At 72.6% G+C, this 20,142-nt stretch carries 20 protein-coding genes; 13 read left to right on the forward strand and 7 right to left on the reverse strand.

The window, feature by feature from the left end; translation table 11 throughout:
* Positions 1-91: 91 nt before the first annotated feature.
* The 6 genes from F9C41_RS10690 to F9C41_RS10715 form a co-directional block, all read right to left on the reverse strand.
* Complete coding sequence (locus F9C41_RS10690) at positions 92-817, reverse strand: hypothetical protein (protein WP_155386541.1); 726 nt, start codon at positions 815-817, stop codon at positions 92-94.
* 68 nt (positions 818-885) lie between these two features.
* Positions 886-1,686 (reverse strand): tyrosine-protein phosphatase, encoded by an 801-nt coding sequence (locus tag F9C41_RS10695; protein ID WP_196279709.1) that lies wholly within the window; start codon positions 1,684-1,686, stop codon positions 886-888.
* Complete coding sequence (locus tag F9C41_RS10700) at positions 1,683-2,432, reverse strand: tyrosine-protein phosphatase (protein WP_155386543.1); 750 nt, start codon at positions 2,430-2,432, stop codon at positions 1,683-1,685. Before F9C41_RS10700 ends, F9C41_RS10695 begins: the two co-directional genes overlap by 4 nt.
* A gap of 64 nt (positions 2,433-2,496) precedes the next feature.
* Positions 2,497-3,285, reverse strand: coding sequence for a dioxygenase family protein (locus F9C41_RS10705; RefSeq protein ID WP_155386544.1), 789 nt, complete (start codon positions 3,283-3,285; stop codon positions 2,497-2,499).
* 194 nt (positions 3,286-3,479) lie between these two features.
* Positions 3,480-4,013 carry a carboxymuconolactone decarboxylase family protein gene (locus F9C41_RS10710; RefSeq protein ID WP_155386545.1) on the reverse strand — a complete coding sequence of 178 codons (534 nt, stop codon included), beginning with the start codon at positions 4,011-4,013 and terminating at the stop codon, positions 3,480-3,482.
* On the reverse strand, positions 4,013-4,567 hold the full coding sequence (locus F9C41_RS10715; RefSeq protein WP_155386546.1) for a peroxiredoxin: 555 nt from the start codon (positions 4,565-4,567) through the stop codon (positions 4,013-4,015). Before F9C41_RS10715 ends, F9C41_RS10710 begins: the two co-directional genes overlap by 1 nt.
* Before the next feature lie 398 nt (positions 4,568-4,965).
* Here F9C41_RS10715 and cimA point away from each other — a divergent pair, with 398 nt between their 5' ends.
* The 3 genes from cimA to F9C41_RS10730 all read left to right on the forward strand — a co-directional run bounded on the left by cimA (position 4,966) and on the right by F9C41_RS10730 (position 8,056).
* On the forward strand, positions 4,966-6,561 hold the full coding sequence (gene cimA / locus F9C41_RS10720) for a citramalate synthase (protein WP_155386547.1): 1,596 nt from the start codon (positions 4,966-4,968) through the stop codon (positions 6,559-6,561).
* Positions 6,562-6,675: 114 nt separating this feature from the next.
* Entirely contained in the window at positions 6,676-7,425 is a 750-nt protein-coding gene (locus F9C41_RS10725; protein WP_155386548.1) for a D-Ala-D-Ala carboxypeptidase family metallohydrolase, read from the forward strand.
* A gap of 178 nt (positions 7,426-7,603) precedes the next feature.
* On the forward strand, positions 7,604-8,056 hold the full coding sequence (locus F9C41_RS10730) for a hypothetical protein (protein ID WP_155386549.1): 453 nt from the start codon (positions 7,604-7,606) through the stop codon (positions 8,054-8,056).
* A gap of 125 nt (positions 8,057-8,181) precedes the next feature.
* Here the strand turns inward: F9C41_RS10730 and F9C41_RS10735 are convergent, their stop codons facing one another.
* Positions 8,182-9,105: a S66 peptidase family protein gene (locus F9C41_RS10735; protein ID WP_155386550.1), complete on the reverse strand. Its 924-nt coding sequence runs from the start codon at positions 9,103-9,105 to the stop codon at positions 8,182-8,184.
* An 82-nt stretch (positions 9,106-9,187) separates the two neighbouring features.
* On the opposite strand from F9C41_RS10735, the gene F9C41_RS10740 reads away from it, so the two are divergent.
* The 10 genes from F9C41_RS10740 (at position 9,188) to F9C41_RS10785 (ending at position 20,028) form a co-directional block, all read left to right on the forward strand.
* Positions 9,188-10,144: an endonuclease/exonuclease/phosphatase family protein gene (locus F9C41_RS10740; protein WP_155386551.1), complete on the forward strand. Its 957-nt coding sequence runs from the start codon at positions 9,188-9,190 to the stop codon at positions 10,142-10,144.
* 284 nt (positions 10,145-10,428) lie between these two features.
* Complete coding sequence (locus tag F9C41_RS10745; RefSeq protein ID WP_155386552.1) at positions 10,429-11,064, forward strand: TetR/AcrR family transcriptional regulator; 636 nt, start codon at positions 10,429-10,431, stop codon at positions 11,062-11,064.
* Positions 11,065-11,096: 32 nt separating this feature from the next.
* The gene (locus F9C41_RS10750; RefSeq protein ID WP_155386553.1) at positions 11,097-11,690 is read left to right on the forward strand and encodes a hypothetical protein; all 594 of its coding nucleotides are present in this window, start codon (positions 11,097-11,099) and stop codon (positions 11,688-11,690) included.
* Entirely contained in the window at positions 11,687-11,968 is a 282-nt protein-coding gene (locus F9C41_RS10755) for a hypothetical protein (RefSeq protein ID WP_155386554.1), read from the forward strand. The genes F9C41_RS10750 and F9C41_RS10755 overlap by 4 nt, the downstream gene beginning before the upstream one ends.
* The gene (locus F9C41_RS10760) at positions 11,949-12,740 is read left to right on the forward strand and encodes a type 1 glutamine amidotransferase (RefSeq protein ID WP_196279710.1); all 792 of its coding nucleotides are present in this window, start codon (positions 11,949-11,951) and stop codon (positions 12,738-12,740) included. Before F9C41_RS10755 ends, F9C41_RS10760 begins: the two co-directional genes overlap by 20 nt.
* Positions 12,741-12,788: 48 nt before the next feature.
* Positions 12,789-15,794 carry a bifunctional [glutamine synthetase] adenylyltransferase/[glutamine synthetase]-adenylyl-L-tyrosine phosphorylase gene (locus tag F9C41_RS10765; RefSeq protein WP_155386556.1) on the forward strand — a complete coding sequence of 1,002 codons (3,006 nt, stop codon included), beginning with the start codon at positions 12,789-12,791 and terminating at the stop codon, positions 15,792-15,794.
* A 57-nt stretch (positions 15,795-15,851) separates the two neighbouring features.
* Entirely contained in the window at positions 15,852-16,637 is a 786-nt protein-coding gene (locus F9C41_RS10770) for a metallophosphoesterase (protein ID WP_155386557.1), read from the forward strand.
* A 112-nt stretch (positions 16,638-16,749) separates the two neighbouring features.
* Positions 16,750-17,844: a sensor histidine kinase gene (locus tag F9C41_RS10775; RefSeq protein ID WP_196279711.1), complete on the forward strand. Its 1,095-nt coding sequence runs from the start codon at positions 16,750-16,752 to the stop codon at positions 17,842-17,844.
* Between the two features lie 31 nt (positions 17,845-17,875).
* Positions 17,876-18,532, forward strand: coding sequence for a response regulator transcription factor (locus tag F9C41_RS10780; RefSeq protein WP_155386559.1), 657 nt, complete (start codon positions 17,876-17,878; stop codon positions 18,530-18,532).
* 77 nt (positions 18,533-18,609) lie between these two features.
* Positions 18,610-20,028: an alpha/beta hydrolase family protein gene (locus F9C41_RS10785; protein ID WP_196279712.1), complete on the forward strand. Its 1,419-nt coding sequence runs from the start codon at positions 18,610-18,612 to the stop codon at positions 20,026-20,028.
* The last annotated feature ends 114 nt before the right edge of the window (positions 20,029-20,142 follow it).

The following is a 20,142-nucleotide window of genomic DNA, read 5'->3' on the forward strand; positions in this document are numbered from 1 at the left end:
CCCGCCACTATCGCCGTTGAAGTTAACTTTCGCCAGACCCTAGTTGTCCGAAGATTTCTTCATCCGTCCGCCGGAGCGGGCGGCCGGGTCGTCAGGCGGCCACATTGGCCACCGAGGGCTCGGGCGTCTCCTCCTGCTGCGCGCCGTCCTTGTTCTTCCTGCGGCGGCGCAGCAGCCAGCTCACCACGCCGACGATGCTGGTGACCACGGCCGACCAGGTGCCCCAGTGGGTGATGACCTGCCACACGGTGTACGCCATCGTGCGGCGCACCTGCACCGACAGCGCGACCTCGTGCGTGATGGTGTGCCCGTTGCTCAACGGCACCTCCAGGTATGCGGTCAGCAGCAGATCGTCGGTCGGATGCTTGGGGTACACCAGCCAGGTCCACAGCATCTGCACGTCGCTGCCGGTGGTGGCGTTGACCGACTCCGACGGCGTGATCTCCACGTCCTCGGTGTTGCCGCGCAGCGTCGCCTTGACCGTGGGCCCGACCTCCAGCGGCCCGGCGGCCGTGGTCTGGGTGTTCTTCAGCATCGTGTTGATCTTCTGGGTGAGCTTCTCGCCCTCGCCGACCGCCAGCCCGATCCGCTGCGTCTGCTCGACGTCCAGCACGGCGGGCGACTGCCAGTAGGCCTCGCGGGTGACCAGCTCCCGGGCCGCTGTGTCGATGTCCTTGAAGGTCCCCGTGCCGGGCGCCACCTGGCCGGGGGCCGGCTGCTGCATGGAGTCGCCGTTCGTCTCGCCTGCGCAGCCGGCCAGTGTGGCCACGGCGACGGCGGTGGCCACGGCCAGCAGCGCTCGCGTTCCGATGTGCATGGTGGACGGCTCCTCCCCGATGAAAATTCGGTCACATCATGGCACTCGTCGATAACGCTGAGGTCACCTCACGGCCGCTGCTCGCGTAATCTAGACCGCAGCGCCTGGATATTTTCCTCGGCCAGACCGGCCCCGGTCAGGTAGGCCCGGACGGAGCCGTGCCGGTCGCGCAGCTGCGCCAGGAAGACGCGCATCACCTCGGCCGGCGTGCTCGCCAGGTAGGGCTGCAGCGGCCCCTTGTCCGGCCGGTTGTGGCGCTGCCAGTTCAGGTAGCGCGCCATGCCCTGCTCGGTCAGCTCGTAGTCGGCGGCGATGTCGATATCGGACACCCCGGCGAGTTCCAGCACCAGCGCGATCACCACGCCGGTGCGGTCGCGCCCGCCCCAGCAGTGCACCACGGTCGGCCCTTCGGCGGTCGCGATCAGCTCGACCGCCCGGGCGATGTCGGCCGCCGCGTGCTCGGCGGTCTCGTGGTAGCGCGCCAGCAGGAACGCCACGACCCCCGCCTCGGGCGAGTAGTCCTCGGCCCGCCACACCGGGTTGTTCAGCGGCACGTTGTGCCAGTCCTCGCAGCACCACGCCGGGGCGCGGCCGTGGCGCTCCAGCTCCACCGGGTGCCGCAGGTCGATCACGGTGCGTACGCCGAACTGCGCGAACCGCTCGCGGTCGGCCTCGCCCAGCGCGGTCAGCGTGTCGGAGCGGAACAGCACGCCCCGGCGCACCTCGCCCCCGTCCGCGGTGGCCAGTCCGCCCACGTCCCGGAAGTTGAACAGCGGACTCGCGAAGTCGACCAGCCGCGACGACCCCGCCGGCCCGCCGCGCTCGTCGGCGGCGGGGGGCGCCGACCTCGGCTCGCTCAGGCCGCTCACGCTTCCAGCAGCCGTTCGCGCAGCCGGGCCACCCGGTCGCGGTGCAGGCCTGCGCCGACCAGGTATTCGGTCACCGAGCCGTGCCGGTGGCGCAGCCCGTGCAGGGTCATCAGCATGGCCTCGGCCGGCGTGTGCGTGTAGAACGGCGGCGGGGTCAGCTGGTTCTCGTCCGGGAACGCGGTGCGCACCCACTGGCTGAACATCGGCGCGCTGCGCTCGGTCAGCGCGTAGTCGGCCGCGATCTGGTCGTCGGGCACGCCCAGCAGGTCCAGGGCCAGCGCCGCGATCAGCCCGGTGCGGTCCTTGCCGGCCACGCAGTGCACCACGGTCGGGCCGTGGTCGTCGTCGGTGAGCATGCCGACCACCCGGGCGATGTCGGCCTTGCCGTGGTGGGCCAGCTCCAGGTAGCGCTCGGCCAGCCAGCGCGCGACGCCGACCTCCGTGGTGTAGGTGGAGTGGTCCCAGTTCGGGTGCTCGAGGTGGTTGTGCCGCCACACCACCTGCGTCCACTCCGGCACCCGGCCCATCGAGGCGACCTCGGCGGGCCGGCGCAGGTCGATCACGGTGCGGATGCCGAGCGCCGTGAACGCGTCGCGGTCCTCGGCGCCGAGCCGGCTGAGCGTGTCGGACCGGTACACCGTGCGGCGGCGTACGGTGCGGCCGTCGGCGGTGGTCAGACCACCGAGGTCGCGGAAATTGAAGACGGCGGCGAAGGCGATGCTGCGCTCGGTCGGCGTGATGGTCACCCCGATACCGTAATCAAGGTCACGTGGCCTGGTGTAGACCGACCGCGTCACATCCTCGATGAGGTCAGCCGAGTTGCACCGAACGTTTGGCCAGGCCCATCCAGAAGCCGTCGATGACGGTGCGTTGCGCGGACAGGTCGTCCTCGCCCGCGCCCAGGGTGACGAACAGCGGCGCGAAGTGCTCGGTGCGCGGGTGCGCCATCGCGCCCGACGGGGCCTTGTGCAGGAAGTCGAGCAGCCCGTCGACGTCGCCGGCGTCCAGCGCCTGCCGTCCCCAGTCGTCGAACTCCGCAGACCAGCCCTGCACCGGCGCGTCGAAGCCCAGGTGCATGTACGGCATCGCGGCGCGCAGGTTGTGGGTGAAGAAACCCGAGCCGATGATGAGCACGCCCTCGTCGCGCAGCGGCGCGAGCTTGCGGCCGAGCTCCAGCAGGCGCTGCGGGTCGAGGGTGGGCATCGAAATCTGCAGCACCGGGACGTCGGCCTCGGGGAACATCTCGACCAGCGGCACGTAAGCGCCGTGGTCCAGGCCGCGGTCGGGCACGTCGGTCACGGGTGTCTCGGCGCTTCGCAGCAGTGCGCGCACCTTTGCGGCCAGCTCGGGTGCGCCGGGGGCCGGGTACTTCACCTCGTAGTAGTGCTGGGCGAAGCCGCCGAAGTCGTAGTAGAGCGGCACGGTGGTGGTCGCGCCGATCGCCAGCGGGGCGTTCTCCCAGTGCGCGGAGACGACCAGGATCGCGGTGGGCCGGGGCAGGTCGCTCGACCAGTCCGCCAGCTGCCGGGTCCACAGCGGGTCGTCGGCCAGCGGAGGAGCGCCGTGGCTGAGGTAGAGCGCGGGCATGCGGGTGCTCATGCCACCGAGAATACTTGACCATTCAACTAACGTCGAGTGGTGGCCCTCACCCTGACATGCGGAAAGCCCGGCGAGACGTCTCCCGCCGGGCCCTTTCCTTCCGGTTAATGCTCTCTGTCGCAACTCTTGAAGAGTTGCGGCCTCAACGGCTTCCCGATGGCGCGACTCTTGAAGAGTTGCGCCAGGTGGGGTGGTCAGGCCGTCAGGGCGGCCTCGGCGTCGAGGGTGACGGCGGCGGCGTGGACGACGGCTGCGATGCGCAGCGCCTCGTGCACCGCCTCGCGGCCGATCCCGGTGCCGATCAGGGTCTTCTCGTGCGACTCCAGGCAGACCCCGCAGCCGGTGATGGCCGAGACGGCCAGGCTCCACAGTTCGAAGTCGGCCTTGTCGACGCCCGGGTTGCCGATGATCTGCATGCGCAGCCGGGCCGGCAGCGACTGGTAGGCGTCGTCGCCGATCAGGTGCTTGGACCGGTAGTAGATGTTGTTCATCGCCATGATCGACGCCGCGCCCTTGGCCGCCTCGATCACCTCCGGCTTGAGGTGGTCGCCCGCCTCGGCCGCGATCTCCCGCAGCACGAACGCGTTGCGGGCGGCGAACGCGCAGGCCAGGGCGGTGCCCCAGAGCTGCTGCGCGGTCAGCGGCGAGGTGCCGAGCACGGTGCCGAGGTTGAGCTTGGTGTCGCGGGCGTACGCGGGCAGCGCCGCCTTGATCGCGTCGAGGCCCATCAGGCGGCGGCCAGCAGCTTGCCGGCGTCGAGGGTCTCGCCGCCCTTGTTCCAGTTGCACGGGCACAGCTCGTCGGTCTGCAGGGCGTCGAGCACGCGCAGCACCTCGGCGACGTTGCGGCCGACCGAACCGGCGGTGACCATCACGAACTGGATCTCGTTGTTCGGGTCGACGATGAACGTCGCGCGCTGCGGCACGCCGTCCTGGCCGAGCACGCCCGCGGCCTCGGTGAGCTCGCGCTTGACGTCGGCCAGCATCGGGAAGGGCAGCTCGCGCAGGTCGGGGTGGTTCTTGCGCCACGCGTGGTGGACGAACTCGTTGTCGACCGACCAGCCCAGCACCTGCGCGTCACGGTCGGCGAACTCGTCGTTCAGCCGGCCGAACTCGGCGATCTCGGTGGGACATACGAAGGTGAAGTCCTTGGGCCAGGAGAAAAGCACCCGCCACTTGCCCTCGTAGGTCTTGTTGGTGATCGTCTCGAACGCCTTGTCGGCGTCCAGCGAGACGCAGGCGGTGAGTTCGTAGGCGGGGAAGTGGTCGCCGACGGTGAGCAAAGCAGGTACCTCCTGAGCGGTCTTTCTTGAGCCGTTCAAGATTAGGCAGGGCGTTGCGACGCGGTGTTTACCGGATCATGACAATGTGGCGACCGCCACGGGGCTTTGGCGTGCCCCCTCGCGCAGGTCATCGACGTGATCCGTGGTCCGGACGGCGACACGCCTTCCCGACATGCGGGAGCCTGCTGGTCTGAGGGCCGCAGAAGTGGGACGCTACTGAGCGTGATCCGCCTCGTACTGATTATTGGCACCTAGCGCGCCGGCCGCACCTGGGCAACCAGGCCCCTCGCCGACGCGCAGACCTCCCGCGACCGCGGGGGGTCTTTTGTTTTGCAGCTTCTTCCCGGTTCACACGTCGGCGTCCCTCAGGCGGGCGCCCACACAGGAGGTCACACGACATGCAGATCTTCGACACCACGCTGCGCGACGGCGCCCAGCGCGAGGGCATCACCTACTCGGTGGCCGACAAACTCGCGGTGGCGCGCCTGCTCGATCAGTTCGGGGTCGGGTTCATCGAGGGCGGGTGGCCGGGCGCGGTGCCCAAGGACACCGAGTTCTTCGAACGGGCCAGAACCGAACTGGAGCTGAAGAACGCGCTGCTGGTGGCGTTCGGCTCGACGCGCAAGGCGGGCGTCGCGGCGGCCGACGACGCGCAGCTCGCCGGCCTGCTCGCCGCGCAGACCCCGGTGGTGTGCCTGGTCGCCAAGTCCGATGTGCGCCACGTCGAGCGCGCGCTGCGCACCACGCGCGAGGAGAACCTCGCCATGGTCGCCGACAGCGTGAACCACCTGCGGGCGCACAGCCGCCGCGTCTTCGTGGACTGCGAGCACTTCTTCGACGGCTTCCGCTTCGACCCCGAGTACACCGCCGCGGTGGTGCGCACCGCGCTCGACGCGGGCGCCGAGCGCGTGGTGCTCTGCGACACCAACGGCGGCATGCTGCCCTCGCAGGTCAGCAAGGCCATCAGCGAACTGGCCGCCCGGCTGGGCGTCTCGCCGGAGCTGTTCGGCATGCACGCGCAGAACGACACCGCGTGCGCCGTCGCCAACACCATCGCCGCGGTGGAGGCGGGCGTACGCCACGTGCAGGGCACCGCCAACGGCTACGGGGAGCGTCCGGGCAACGCCGACATCTTCACCGTGGTGGCGAATCTGCAGCTCAAGCTCGGCATGACCGTCCTACCGGACGGCTGCCTGGAACAGATGGCGCACGTCTCGCACGCCATCGCCGAGATCGCCAACATCGCACCCGACTCCCACCAGGCCTACGTCGGGTCCGCAGCGTTCGCCCACAAGGCGGGTCTGCACGCGAGCGCGATCAAAGTCGACCCGGCCCTCTACAACCACGTGGACCCGGCCGTGGTCGGCAATGACATGACGATCCTCGTCACCGAGATGGCCGGCCGGGCCAGCATCGAGCTCAAGAGCCGCGAGCTCGGTCTGGACCTGGCCGGCCAACCGGACACGCTGTCCAAGGTGACGCACCGGGTGAAGGAGCTGGAGGCGGCGGGTTGGTCCTTCGAGGCCGCCGACGCGTCCTTCGAGCTGCTGGTGCGCCAGTCCCTGGGCGAGCAGACGACCCCGTTCACGCTGGAGTCGTACCGGGTGATCGTCGAGCACCGCGAGGACGGCGCGGTGGTCAGCGAGGCGACCGTCAAGTTGCGGGTGCGCGGCGAACGGGTGATCGCCACCGCGGAGGGCAACGGCCCGGTCAACGCGCTCGACCAGGCCCTGCGCCAGGCGCTGGAGCGGCACTTCCCGCAGCTGACCGGGCTGGAGTTGGCCGACTACAAGGTGCGCATCCTGGCCGGCTCGCACGGCACCGACGCGGTGACGCGGGTGCTGGTGGAGACGGTGGACACCGACGGTCGTGACTGGACCACGGTCGGCGTGCACGAGAACGTGGTGGAGGCGAGCTGGCGGGCGCTGGTCGACGCGCTGGCGTACGGCGTCGCCGCCGCTGGCGGGGACCGCAAGGTGCGCTCGCGACGCTGATCGGTAGTGACCTGATGACGGCCCGCTGCTCGATTTTGCGGAAGGATACTACGTAGTAACTGCAAGATATGTAAACTCTTGACATCGATGTTCATGGTTGGCACAGTGCCTGGCATGTCTCGACGTTTCCCCCGCAACGCCCTCACCCGGGCGTTCACCGTGCTGGTGATGGCGGCCATCGGATCAGTGGCCGCCATCACCGTCGGCGCGTCCCCCGCATACGCCGACGGCTGCTACACCTGGGGCCGCTCCCTGTCCTCGGGCATGTCCGGAGAGGACGTCCGGCAGCTGCAGATCCGCGTCGCGGGCTGGCCCGGCTACAACAACACCATCGGCATCGACGGCGTCTTCGGCGCGGAGACCCGCGACGCGGTGATCCGCTTCCAGCAGGCGTACGGTCTCGGCGCCGACGGCATCGCCGGCCCGCAGACGTTCAACAAGATCTACTCCCTGCAGGACGACGACTGCACGCCGATCCACTTCAGCTACGCCGAGCTGAACAAGTGCAACACCACCTGGGCCGGCGGCGCGGTCTCGGCCGCCACCGCCAAGTCCAACGCGCTACGTGCGATGTGGCGCCTGGAGGCCCTGCGCCACGCCCTCGGCGACCAGGCCCTCCGCGTCACCTCCGGCTTCCGCAGCACCGCCTGCAACAACGCCGCGGGTGGTGTGTCCAGCAGCCGCCACCTCTACGGCGACGGCGTGGACCTCGGCTCCGGCCCCCACTCGCTGTGCACCATCGGCAAGCAGGCCCGCTACCACGGGTTCAGCGGGATCCTCGGCCCCGGCTACCCCGACCACTCCGACCACATCCACACCGACGCCCGCAGCGGCACCCTCTGGTCCGCCTCCCAGTGCTTCTAGCCTGACCCGAAGGAAGGGCACCTTCTTATCGTTTTCCGTATAGGAAGGTGCCCTTCTTGACGCCTGTCAACGGCGGTGAGGGCGGGGCGATCGGGGGAGGGCTGCGGGTGTCGGGCGGCGGTAGGCTGCGCGGCACGCACCTCTGACGGCCCGGCCCGTTCGATCTGGAGGCACCCCCGTGAGCGACAACCCCTACCGGGCACCGACCCCGCCTGCCCCGCCTGCGGCATCCGCCCCGACCGCGCCCGCCGGCGCCGCGTGGTCCGATCCTTCGCTGGACGCCCCGCCGCAGACGAGGCGGCCGGTCGAGGCCAGGCTGGTGTGGCGGGGCATCTTCACCATGCTGGGCGCGCACGCGCTGACCATGGTCGCGGGCCTGCTCGCCGGCCTGGTGTTCGGGCAGCAGAGCGACTACGGCCCGCTCGCGGACGGCGACCGCGCCTACGTCTTCGTGGTCGTCGGCGTCTTCGCGCAGTTCATTCTGGGGATCATCGCCCTGGTCACGGGCATCGGCGGCATCATCGGCAGGGACGGCGGCAAGGGCTCGGGCATCCTCATCGGCTGGGTCGCCGGCATCCCGGCCAGCCTGATCGTCGGCATCGTCATCACGGCCTCACTGGCCAACATGTAGCCACCCGAGCGACTGCTGCCTCCGGGCCGCTGCGCGACCAGATCGATCATGAACTTGTGGCAGCGACACGCCGTCGACCCGTGCCATAAGTTCATGATCACCGCGGTGGTGCGGTGGTGCGGGGATCAGGTGGTGGCGGGGGCGACGGTGAGGGTGCCGGTGTCGGCGTCGAGGTGGGCGTGGGTGCCCAGGGGGACTGCGGTGTGCTGGGCGCCGTGGCCGATCGGGAGGCCGCCGAGGACCGGCAGGCCCAGGTCGAGCAGGCGATCGGTGAGCACATCGGCGATGGTGACCGGCCAGGCGTCCGCGCAGTCGGTGAACTGGCCGACGGCGATGCCCGCGACCTGGTCGAGCGCGCCGCTGCGGCGCAGGTGGGTGAGCATCCGGTCGACACGGTACGGGTACTCGCCGACGTCCTCGACGAGCAGGATCGCGCCCGTCAGGTCCGGCAGGTGCGGCGTGCCCAGGGTGCTGACCAGCAGCGACAGGTTGCCGCCGAGCAGGGTGCCCTCGGCGTGGCCGGTGGTGCGCACCCGGTGGGTGTCCTCGGCGGGGTCGGCGGCTACGACCACCGGCTCCCCGCTCATCAGCGCGTGGCGCGCGCCGAGCGCGGTCGGCGAGTCCGCGCCCTTGTCGAACTGCGCCGCGACCGGCCCGTGCACGGTGGCCAGCCGCGCGCCGCGCCACAGTGCCAGGTGCAGCGCGGTGATGTCGGAGAAGCCCATGACCACCTTCGGGTCACGGCGTACGGCGTCGAGGTCGACGCGGTCGGTGATGCGCTGCGCGCCGTAGCCGCCCCGGGTGCAGAGCACGGCCCGGACCTGCGGGTCGCCGAGCGCGTCGTTGAGGTCGCCGAGGCGCTGGTCGTCGGTGCCGCCGAAATAGCCGTGCCGGGCCAGCACGTGCGGGTACACGCGGGGCGCCAGGCCCCAGCCGGTGAGCACGGACACCGCCGCCTCGACGCGCTCCGCGGGCACCGGCCCCGAGGGCGAGACCAGCGCGACCGTGTCGCCGGGCCGGAGGGTCGCGGGGTGCAGCGTGGCGGTCATGGCCGCAGAGCCTAACGCCGTCCACGGAACCTTCACAAAGCCCACACCTAGTTGACCATGAAAAATGTATAGCATCCCATGCATGAAACGGTTCCTTCTGCGCGCGCTGCCCTGGATCCTGGCGCTGCCGGCGGCGGTGTGGGCCGTGTTCCGGATCGCCGGCTGGGACGACAGCTACCCGATGGCGCAGCTGATGGCGTTCACCCCGTACGTCGCCGCCGGTTGCCTGGTGCCGCTGGCGGCGCTGCTGGTGTGGCGGCGCTGGGCGGCCGCCGCGCTGGCCGCGGTCACCGCGGTGGCGCTGGCGGCGGTGGTGCTGCCGCGCTGGTTCGCCGACGGCGACCCGGCGGCCGGGGCGGCGGGCACGACGCTGCGGGTGATGAGCGCGAACGTGCTGGTGGGTTCGGCGGGGGCGGCCGAGCTGGTCGACCTCGTGCGGACGCACCAGGTGGACGTGCTGGCGCTGCAGGAGGTGACCCCGGACTACCTGGCCGCGGCGGACGCGGCGGGCATGCGCGACGAGCTGCCATACCGGGCGGACTACGCGGTGCCCGGGGTGGAGGGCTCGGCGCTGCTGTCGCGGCATCCGCTGCGCGATGCCGGGGTGCGGGTCAACCCGGGCGGCTTCCGGCAGGCCCACGCCGAGGTCACGGTGCCGGGCGGGGGGAGTGTGCTGGTCGAGTCGGCGCATCCGCTGGCGCCCTGGGCCGACTTCGTGACGCCGCTGTGGGTACGCGGCTTCGAGGGCCAGCCGCGGGCCACCCCGCAGGGGCCGGTGCGGGTGCTGCTGGGCGACTTCAACGCCACCCTCGACCACCACCTGCTGCGCGACCTGATCGACTCCGGTTACCGGGACGCGGCCGACGTGCTGGGGCGGGGCCTGTCCGGCACCTGGGGGCCGTACGACGGGGACCCGATCCCGCCGGTGACGCTGGACCGGGTGCTGGCCGACAGGCGGGTGGGCGTCAAGGACTTCCAGGTGCTGGAGCTGCCGGACAGCGACCACCGGCCGGTGTACGCCGAGCTGGTCCTGCCCTAGGGTGCGCCATTGTTTGAGCGGACGCTCAAGCCTGTTAGGCTGACGTTTGACCGACCGCTCAAACATGTGGCGCGGGCCGTGTTCCCTGGGGACCGTCCTGACCCGACACTGCCGGGGCGCACCGGCATCTGTTTTGTCAGACCGGTGCGAGAAAGTCTGCCCGTCCCGCTAGTCGGGGACGCGACAGTTCGGGCGGTGCCGGCCACATTGGCAACGGGGGGTGGCCGGCACCGCCCGCATACGTGTGTCTGACACGCGCAGGGCCCGGGTATCGAGGGAGCGGCATGTCCGACACGAAGCAGCGGTTGCTCGACGGGGCCATGGAGACCCTGCGCAAACAGGGGATCGCGGGCGTATCCGCCCGCAACATCGCCGGTCAGGCGGGAGTCAACCAGGCGCTCATCTTCTACCACTTCGGCAGCGTGGACGACCTGCTGGTGGCGGCGTGCACGGCCGCGACCGGCGAGCGCGTCGCGGCATACCGCGAGCGGTTCGCGACCGTGGGCTCGCTGCGGGAGCTGCTCGAAGTCGGGCGTGCGCTGCACGAGGAGGAACGCGACCTGGGCAACGTCGCAGTGCTGGCGCAGATGCTGGCCGGTGCGCAGCACGACGAGAAGCTGGCCCGGGTGACCGCCGAAACGCTGGGCATGTGGACCGCGGAGATCGAGTCCGTGCTGCACCGGGTGCTGGCGGGTTCGCCGTTCGCCGAGATGGCCGACGTGCCCGGGCTGGCCGCGGCGATCTCCGCCTCGTTCGTCGGGCTGGAGCTCTGCGAGGGCGTCGACCGCCCTGGCGCGCAGCGCGCGATGGCGGCGCTGGAGCAGCTCGGTGCGCTGCTGGAGGTCGTCGAGGAGCTGGGCCCGGTGGCCCGCCGGGCGTTGCGGAGCAAGGTGAGCAAGGCGGCCGCCCGCCGGGGCTGACGCGGTGGCGCCTCTTGCCTAGCATCACGACCGTGAACGGACGGCTGAGCGGGGAGAGCGGGCGACAGGCGTGGTGGCGCAGGCACCGCCGAACGGTGGCGGGCATCGCATGCTGCGGGATCGCCGTCGGGCTCCTCACCGGGTATCAGCGCGGTGGGTTGGCACAGGTCCTGCCGCCCGCGCCGGCCGCGGTCTGCCCGCTGCTGCGTCCCGAACTGCTCGCCCTGCTCGTGCCGGGTCACGGCACGGCGACGCAGGACACCGATCGTGACGACGAGACGTTGTCGGCCTGGTGCGTCGTGGAACGGCCCAAGGACGACGGCGAGGACGCCTCGCTCGTGGTGGGCGTGATCAACGTGGGCCGCGCGGCCGGCGCCGACCCGGCGGCCCGAGCGCACCGTCACTTCGTCGGCTCGTTCGTGCTCAACCGCGACCGGTTCCTGCTCGACGGGCTCGGCGACGAGGCCGGCTACTGGTCCGAGCTGGGTCCCGCCGGACGGCTCTACCTCACCGTGCGCGCGGGCACCCGCCTGGTGCACGTGCAGTACCGCAACACCATGGTCGGTCCGGAGCGCAGCCGGGAGGCGGCCGTGCTGGCCGCGCGGGAGGTGCTGGCGAAGCTGTGAAAGACGACGACGGGCTGATGACGAGCCTCATCGCAGGCCGGGGCGTGGCGACGGGCCACCTGCTGCACGAACTGCGCCCGGAGCCGAACTGGCTGATCCGGTGGACCGTGGCGATCGCCGTGATGATCGTCTGCGGGCTGGCCGGATACCACGGCAGCACGCTGCTGCTGGAGCTGTCGACCCGGCTGGAGCTGGCCTGGACCGAGTCGTCCTGGCAGGCCCCGCCGCCGCCGGAGCTGCCGCCCACCCCGTTCGGCCATGCGCCGGGGCCGGGCTAACCTCGTCAGCGTGGCGACCGCACTGGTGATCGAGAACGACCCGACCGACGACCTGCGCCGACTCGGCGACTGGCTGACCGAGGCCGGGCTGGAGCTTTCCGTCCTGCGCCCGCACGCGGGCGACGCGCTGCCCGACGATCTCGAGGGCTACGCCGCGTTCGTGGTCATGGGCGGGGAGCAGGACGCGTTCGCCAAGGACGGGGTGCCGGGCGCGCCGTGGTTCCCGAAGCTGGAGTCGCTGCTGCGCAAGGCGGTCAAGAACCGGGTGCCGACGCTGGCGATCTGCCTCGGCGGGCAGCTGCTGGCCCAGGCGCACGGCGGCACGGTCGAGCGCTCCACCAGCGGCCCGGAGATCGGCGCGCGCCTGATCGCGCGCCGGGACAAGGCCGAGTCCGACCCGCTGTGGTGGGCGGTGCCGTTCGCGCCCGACGTGATCCAGTACCACTTCGACGAGATCACCGAACTGCCGCTCGGGGCGACCCTGCTGGCCGCCTCGCCGCGCTATCCCCACCAGGCGTTCCGGATCGGCGACCGGGCCTGGGGCACCCAGTTCCACATCGAGTGCGACGTCGACATGTTCGCGAACTGGGTGGAGAACAACCGGGACTGGATGACCGAGCAGGGCTGGCAGCCCGACGGCCTGGTCGCCGGGGTCGAGGCCACCCAGGACGACGTGGCCGAGGTGTGGCAGCCGTTCGCCCGCCGCTTCGCCGAGCTCGCCCTGGGCACGCTGCCCGAGGCCGGCCGCCGGGAGCTTCCGCTGCTGAGCTGAGCCGTGCCGCGGCTACTGCGGCCGGGCGCGCGCCGATAGCCTGAGCGGGTGGCGGGAATCGGGCGGTTGGCACGGTACGGCTTCACGCTGTCGGCGACCGGCCCCGACCCGGCGGTGCTGCTCGGCGCGACCGGGCTGAGCCTGTGGGACGCGGCCGCGCAGCGGCCGGTCGACGAGGAGAGCGCGCTCATCCTGGAGCAGCTCGGCCGCGCCGCCGACCCCGACCTGGCGCTGCGCCAGCTGCACCGCATCGCCGAGCGCGACAGGGGCGCCGACAAGGGCGTGCTGGAGCGGCTCGGGACCGACGAGGATCTGCGCATCCGGCTGCTCACCGTGCTGGGGGCGTCCTCGGCGCTGGGCGACCAGATCGCCGCGCAGGCGGGCCAGTGGCAGGTGCTCACGCACACCGTGCCGCCGCGCTACGAGGTGCACAGCGGGCTGGCCGATGTGCCCTCGCTGCGCGCCGGCTACCAGCGCGGGCTGCTGCGCATCGCCGCGGCTGACCTAGCCGACGGGGTCGACGTCGAGACGACGATGGCCGAGGTGACCGCGCTGGCCGACGCGACGCTGCGGGCGGCGTACCGGATCGCGCTGGGCCGGGTCGGCGAGCAGCGGCCCCGGCTGGCCGTCATCGCGATGGGCAAGTGCGGCGGCGACGAACTGAACTACGTCTCGGACGTGGACGTCATCTTCGTGGCCGCCGAGGACGAGGACCTCGCCGCGGGCACCACCGTCGCCGCGGCGCTGATGGAGATCTGCGGCCACGTGGCCTGGCCGGTGGACGCCGCGCTGCGGCCCGAGGGCGGGCGCGGGCCGCTGGTGCGCACCCTGGCCAGCCACCTCGTCTACTACCAGCGCTGGGCCCGCACCTGGGAGTTCCAGGCGCTGCTCAAGGCACGGCCGGTGGCCGGGGACGCGGGTCTGGGCAAGGCGTGGCTGGCTGCGCTGCAGCCGCTGATCTGGCACGCCGCGGAGCGGCCGGAGGCGGTCGAGGACGTGCGCGCGATGCGTCGGCGCATCATCGACCAGATCCCGCGCGCCGAGATCGAACGGGAGATCAAACGCGGGCCGGGCGGGCTGCGCGACATCGAGTTCGCGGTGCAGCTGCTGCAGCTGGTGCACGGCCGCGGCGACGAGACGCTGCGTTCGGGCAACACGCTCAACGCACTGCGTTCCCTGGTCACGGGCGGTTACGTCGGCCGGGGGGACGGGGAGGCGCTCAGCGCGGCATACCGCTTCCTGCGCAACGTGGAGCACCGGCTGCAGTTGCAGCGGCTGCGGCGTACGCACACCGTGCCCGCCGACGACGGCCAGGCTGGCACCCTGGCGCTGCGCTGGCTGGCGCGGGCCATGAACTACAAACGCGAGGAGCCGTCGCTGGGCACCGGCCGGGGCCGGGAGGGCGGCGGCCTGGACCCGATCTCGGCGTTCCGCGCCGACTGGGTCACCCACGCCGCCGAGGTGCGCCGCCTGCACGCCAAGCTGCTCTACCGGCCCCTGCTGGCGGCCGTCGCCCGGGTGCCTGCCGACGGCCTGTCGCTGCGCGCCGACGCCGCCCGCAAGCGCCTGGAGCTGCTCGGGTACGCCGATCCGGCGGGCGCGCTGCGGCACATCGAGGCGCTGACCTCGGGGGTGTCGCGTACCGCGGCGATCCAGCGCACCCTGCTGCCGGTGCTGCTGGCCGAGTTCGCCGACGCGCCCAATCCCGACGCCGGGCTGCTGGCCTACCGGCAGGTGTCCGACACGCTGGGCACCACGCCCTGGTATCTGCGCCTGCTGCGCGACGAGGGTCCGGTGGCGCTGCGGCTGGCCCGGGTGCTGGACAGCTCGCGCTACCTGTCCGACCTGCTCTCGCGCGACCCGGAGGCGCTGCGGCTGCTGGCCGACGACACCGAGCTGGCACCGCGCACCCGGCAGTCGCTGCTGGACGGCACGGCGGCGGCCGCGGGGCGGCATGCCGACCCGCGCGCGGCGGTGGCCGCGGTGCGGGCGATGCGTCGCCGGGAGCTGTTCCGCATCGGCAGCGTCGACCTGCTCTCCGGGGCGGGCGAGCTGGCTCCGGCCAGGCCGGTCGGCATCACCGAGGTGGGCCAGGGGCTGGCCGACCTAACCGACGCGACCATCGCGGCGGCGCTGGCGGTGGCCCGGCAGGCCGCGGGCGCGCCGGACGAGCTGCGCTTCTCCGTGATCGGCATGGGCCGGCTGGGCGGGGCCGAGACGAGCTACCCCAGCGACGCCGACGTGCTGTTCGTGTACCAGCCCGCGCCGGGCATGAAGGACACTGAGCCTGCCGCTCGTCGCTTGCGCGACGACGAGGCCAACGGCGTCGCGCTGGCGATCGCCGAGCAGCTGCGCACGCTGCTGTCCGCGCCCGCGCCCGACCCGCCGCTGGGCATCGACGCCGACCTGCGCCCGGAGGGCCGGCAGGGCCCGCTGGTGCGAAGCCTGGCCGCGTACCAGCGCTACTACGCCACCTGGTCGCAGGTGTGGGAGGCGCAGGCGCTGCTGCGGGCCCGGCCCGTCGCCGGCGACGCCGCGCTGGCCGCCGAGTTCATCGGGCTGGTCGATCCGGTGCGCTACCCGGTCGACGGGCTGCGCCGCGAGCAGATCGTCGAGATCCGCCGGATCAAGGCACGGGTGGAGAACGAGCGGCTACCCCGCGGCGCGGACCCGCTCACCCATACCAAGCTGGGCCGGGGCGGCATCGCCGACGTCGAGTGGACGGTGCAGCTGTGGCAGCTGCGGCACGGGCACGACGTGGCGGGGCTGCGCTCCACGCGTACCCTCGACGCGCTCGCGGCCGCCCACGCGGCCGGGATCGTGTCGGTCGAGGACGCCGAGGTGCTGGCCACGGCGTGGACGCTGTGCTCGCGGGTGCGCAACGCGCTGACGCTGATCCGCGGCCGGGCCGTGGACCAACTGCCCCGGCACGGCGTCGAGCTGGCCGGGGTGGCGCGCCTGCTGGGCGGCGGCGATCCGGGGGAGTTCCTGGACGAGTACCTCAAAGTCACCCGCCGGGCGCGCGCGGCCGTGGAGCGGCTGTTCCTGGCGTGACCGGCGCGCTCGCGGTGTGCCAGGGGAGTGCCCATGGTCATGTCGTAGGGTGATCGCGTGACGCTCTACGTGGTCGGCGACGTGCACGGCCATCTCGTGCCGCTGACCCAGGCGCTGCGGGTGACCGGGCTGGTCGACGGGCAGGGCGCGTGGACCGGCGGCGACGCGCGGCTGTGGTTCCTCGGCGACCTGACCGACCGCGGCCCGGACGGCATCGGCGTGATCGACCTGATCCGGCGGTTGCAGGGCGAGGCGGCCGCGGCCGGCGGCGAGGTCGGCTGTGTCATCGGCAATCACGACATGCTGCTGTACGGCAGCCGCTTCGTCCCCGGGTCGCCGGTGACCGAGGTGCGCACCATCGTGCAGGTGTGGGCGCTCAACGGCGGCCAGGAGCACGACCTCGAGGCGCTGGACGAGCAGCGGGCGGCCTGGCTGGCCGACCTGCCCGCGGTGGCGCTGGTCGACGACCACCTGCTGCTGCATGCCGACACCCTGGCCTACCTGGAGTTCGGGCCGACCATCGACGAGATCAACGCCGCCGTGCGCACCATCATGCACGAGCACGACGAGCGGACCTTCGGGCGCAACACCCGGCTGCTGTTCCGCCGCTTCGAGTTCCTGGAGCACAACGACGGCGTCGCCAACGCCCGCCTGCTGCTGGACTCGCTCGGCGGGCGGCAGATCGTGCACGGCCACTCCACCATCCCGGAGACCTTCGGCGTCGCCCCGTCCGCCGTGCGCGGCCCGGTCACCTATGCCGACGGCCTGGCCATGGCCGTGGACACCGGCATCTCCCTGGGCGCGCCCTGCATCATCGTCTCGCTCACCCCGGCCGCCGCCTGACGCCGCGCCGCCCGTCACGGCTGGAACGGTCCGGCTCGCCGCGGCCCATAGCGGCCACCCCGGACGGACACGGGCGTACGCGGCGGGGCGCGGTGGCCTAGGCTGGCTCACCGTGACGTGGGGGATGGCGCGGCCCGCCGACCTGTCCCGGCGAGCCTGGTCGGTGGACATCGGGCTGACCCTGCTCGTCCTGGCCGCGCAGTCCGCGCCCTACTTCTTCACCCGCCGGTTCGGCGAGGATCCCCCGTGGACGTTCGCCGACTACTGGCCGGTGCTGGTGACCTCGTTGCCGGTGCTGCTGCGGCGCTGGCAGCCGACGTACGCGCTGCTGCTCACCGCCGTCGGGATCGCCGCGTACGCGATCGCGGGCACCGGCCCCGCCCAGCCCATCTGGTACGGCCCGCTGGTCTGCTTCTACGCGGTGGCCTACCAGTCCCCACCTCGGCAGCGGCTGGTGGTGCTGATCGTCACCGCCGCGGGCATGCTGTCGATCATCCAGTCGGTGAACACCGCGGTCCGCGAGATGGCGACCTGGTCGGCGGCGTACATGCTGGGCACCCTGGCCCGCACCCGGCGGGAGGCCGCCGCCCGCGAGCACGCCCAGGCCGCGCAGCTGGCCGCCGAGCGCGAGCGCACCCGGATCGCCCGCGACCTGCACGACATCCTCGGCCACGCGTTCAGCCTGATGGTGGTGCAGGCCGAGGCGGGCGGCGCGATCGCCCGGCGCGACCCGGCCCGCGCCGAGGCCGCGTTCGACGCGATCTCCGACGCCGGGCGCAGCGCCATGGCCCAGTTGCGCGCCGCCGTGGGCGGGCTGCGCGAGTCGGCGCTGACCCCGCCACCGGGTCTGGCCGACCTGCCCGAGCTCGTCCGCGGCACCCGCCACGACGGCCTCGACGTCACCTACACCGAGCACGGGCAGGCGCGTCCGCTCGCACCGGACGTCCAGCTCGCCGTCTACCGAGTGGTCCAGGAGGCGCTGACGAACGTGGTCCGGCACGCCGCGGCGACCTCCGCGCAGGTGTCGGTCACCTGGGACGAGAACGGCACCCGGGTGAGCGTCGCCGACGACGGCCGGGGCACCGCCCCGGTCACGCCGGGCAACGGGCTGGTCGGCCTCGGCGAGCGGGTCGCCGCCGCGGGCGGCACCGTCGAATTCGGGCCGGACCCCGTCGGCGGTTTCCGCGTGACGGCGGTGTTCGCGTGAGCGGGCAGACCGGCACCCGCGGGGCGCGGCCATGACCATCACCGTGGTGGTCGCCGACGACCAGGAGCTGGTGCGGTCGGGGTTCGCGATGATCCTGTCCGCGCAGCCGGACATCGAGGTGGTCGCCGAGGCCGCCGACGGCGCGGAGGCGGTCCGGGCGGTGGCGCAGCACGCCCCCGCCGTGGCGCTGCTGGACATCCAGATGCCGGTCATGGACGGCATCGAGGCGGCCCGGCGCATCTGCGCGGCCGGGCCGACGAAGGTGGTCATGCTGACCACGTTCGGCTCCGACGAGCACGTGTTCGCCGCGCTGCGCGCCGGGGCCAGCGGTTTCCTGCTCAAGGACGTACGCCGGGACGACCTGGTGCACGCGGTGCGGGTGGTCACGGCCGGGCAGGCGCTGCTCGCGCCCGCGGTGACCCGCCGCCTCATCGACGACGTGGTGCGACTGGGGCGGCCTGCCCCGGCCCCGCCGGCGGGCCTGGCCCGATTGACCGAGCGCGAACACGAGGTGTTGGTGCTACTCGGCCGTGGTCTGTCCAACCCGGAGCTGGCGGCGGCCCTGTTCGTCAGCGAGCACACGGTGAAGACGCACGTCAGCAGCGTGCTGGGCAAGCTCGGGCTGCGCGACCGGGCGCAGGCCGTGATCGCCGCGTACGAGTCGGGGCTCATCCGTCCCGGCGAGTGACTCCCTCGCGCGAATGAGGGTGTGCACCGCTCTCGTCGGCGATGTCCACGGCGGTGGATTTCCCGAGGATCGTGGACATGAGGAAATCACTGTTCACCGCCTTCGGAGCGATCCTGCTGGCACTGGCCGGCACGCCGGTCGCGTCCGCGGCCGAGACCACGTCCACGCCGTACATCCCGCCCGCGGGACTGACCGCCACCGACCTGACCTTCCGCAACGGCGGCACAGAGCTGCACGGCTCGGTGGTGCGCCGCGCCGACCTCGACCCGGCGGTGCGCCACCCGGCGATCGTGCTGGTGCACGGCTCCGGCGCGGGCCCGCGTGAGGAGCTGGGCCAGGAGGCCGAGGTGTTCGCGCGGGCCGGGCTGGTCACGCTGATCTACGACAAGCGCGCCGACTACACGAAGACCCACCGCGACTACTCGGCGCTGGCCGACGACGCCGTGGCCGGGGTGCGGGCGGTGGCCGCGCTGCCCGACGTCGACCCGGCGCGCACCGGGCTGTGGGGGCTCAGCGAGGGCGGCTGGATCGCGCCGCTGGCCGCGTCCCGCTCGGCGGAGGCGAAGTTCCTGGTCACCATCGGTGCGCCGGGGCTGGCACCGGCGCGTACCCAGGCCTGGAACCTGATCAACCGGATCACCCGGGCCGGGGTGACGCCGTCCACCGTGGACGCGATCGTCGGCACCGGCATGGGCCTGGCCGTCGCGACGGACGGGTTCCCGCAGGCGGCGTACGACCCGGTGCCCGCGCTGCGGGCGATCCGGCAGCCGGTGCTGGCGCTCTGGGGTGAGCTGGACACGCAGGTGCCGCCGCGGGAGAGCGCGGAGGTCTTCCGCCGCGAGCTGACCGCCAGCCCCAGCGTCACGATCCGGATCCTGCCGCACGGCGCGCACGCGGGCCGGGTCACCACCGACGGCTACGACCGCGTCGGCGGCCCGACGATCAACGGCTTCGACATGGGCGAGCTGCTGCCCGGCTACGGCACGCTGATGACCGACTGGATCGCCCAGGTGACCGGCGGACGGCTGCCCGCCTCCGCGGCCGACGCGCTGCCGGTGCAGGGCAGCGACAGCATCCCGGTGTCCGGGGTGGGCCCGCTGTGGTGGGCCGCGTTCGCGGCGATCGCGCTGGCGCTGCTCAGCTGGCCGGTCGGGGCGCTGGTGCGGCGGCTGCGCGGTGGCCGTGGCCGGCCCGCGGGGGCCCGCCCGGCGCGCCTGCTGGTGCTGACCGGGCTGATCGCCCTGGTCGGCGGCGTCGCATACCCGATCGTGACGGTGGCCACCTCCGGCAAGCAGACCGAGGCGTTCCTGTTCGGCCAGCCCCTGACCTGGCTCGTGCTGCGGGCGGCGACCGTGCTCGCCCTGCTGTGCACCGCCTGGGCCGTGGTCGCGCTGCGCTCGACGCAGGGCCGCGACCGGGTGCGGCTGGCGGTCACCGCGGTCGGCGGCCTGCTGCTCGTGCCGTTCGCCCTCTCCCTGGGCCTGCTGCTGCCCTGACCCGCCGACGGTCGCGCCGCCCGGCCCGGCACGGGGCTGGCCGGACGGTGCGACGAAAGAAGGGGCGCCTCCCCACCGAGCTCCGGTGAGGAGGCGCCCCCTTTCGCTGACCGA

This window comes from Catellatospora paridis (genome assembly GCF_009720365.1).
GTDB classification, from domain to species: domain Bacteria; phylum Actinomycetota; class Actinomycetes; order Mycobacteriales; family Micromonosporaceae; genus Catellatospora; species Catellatospora paridis.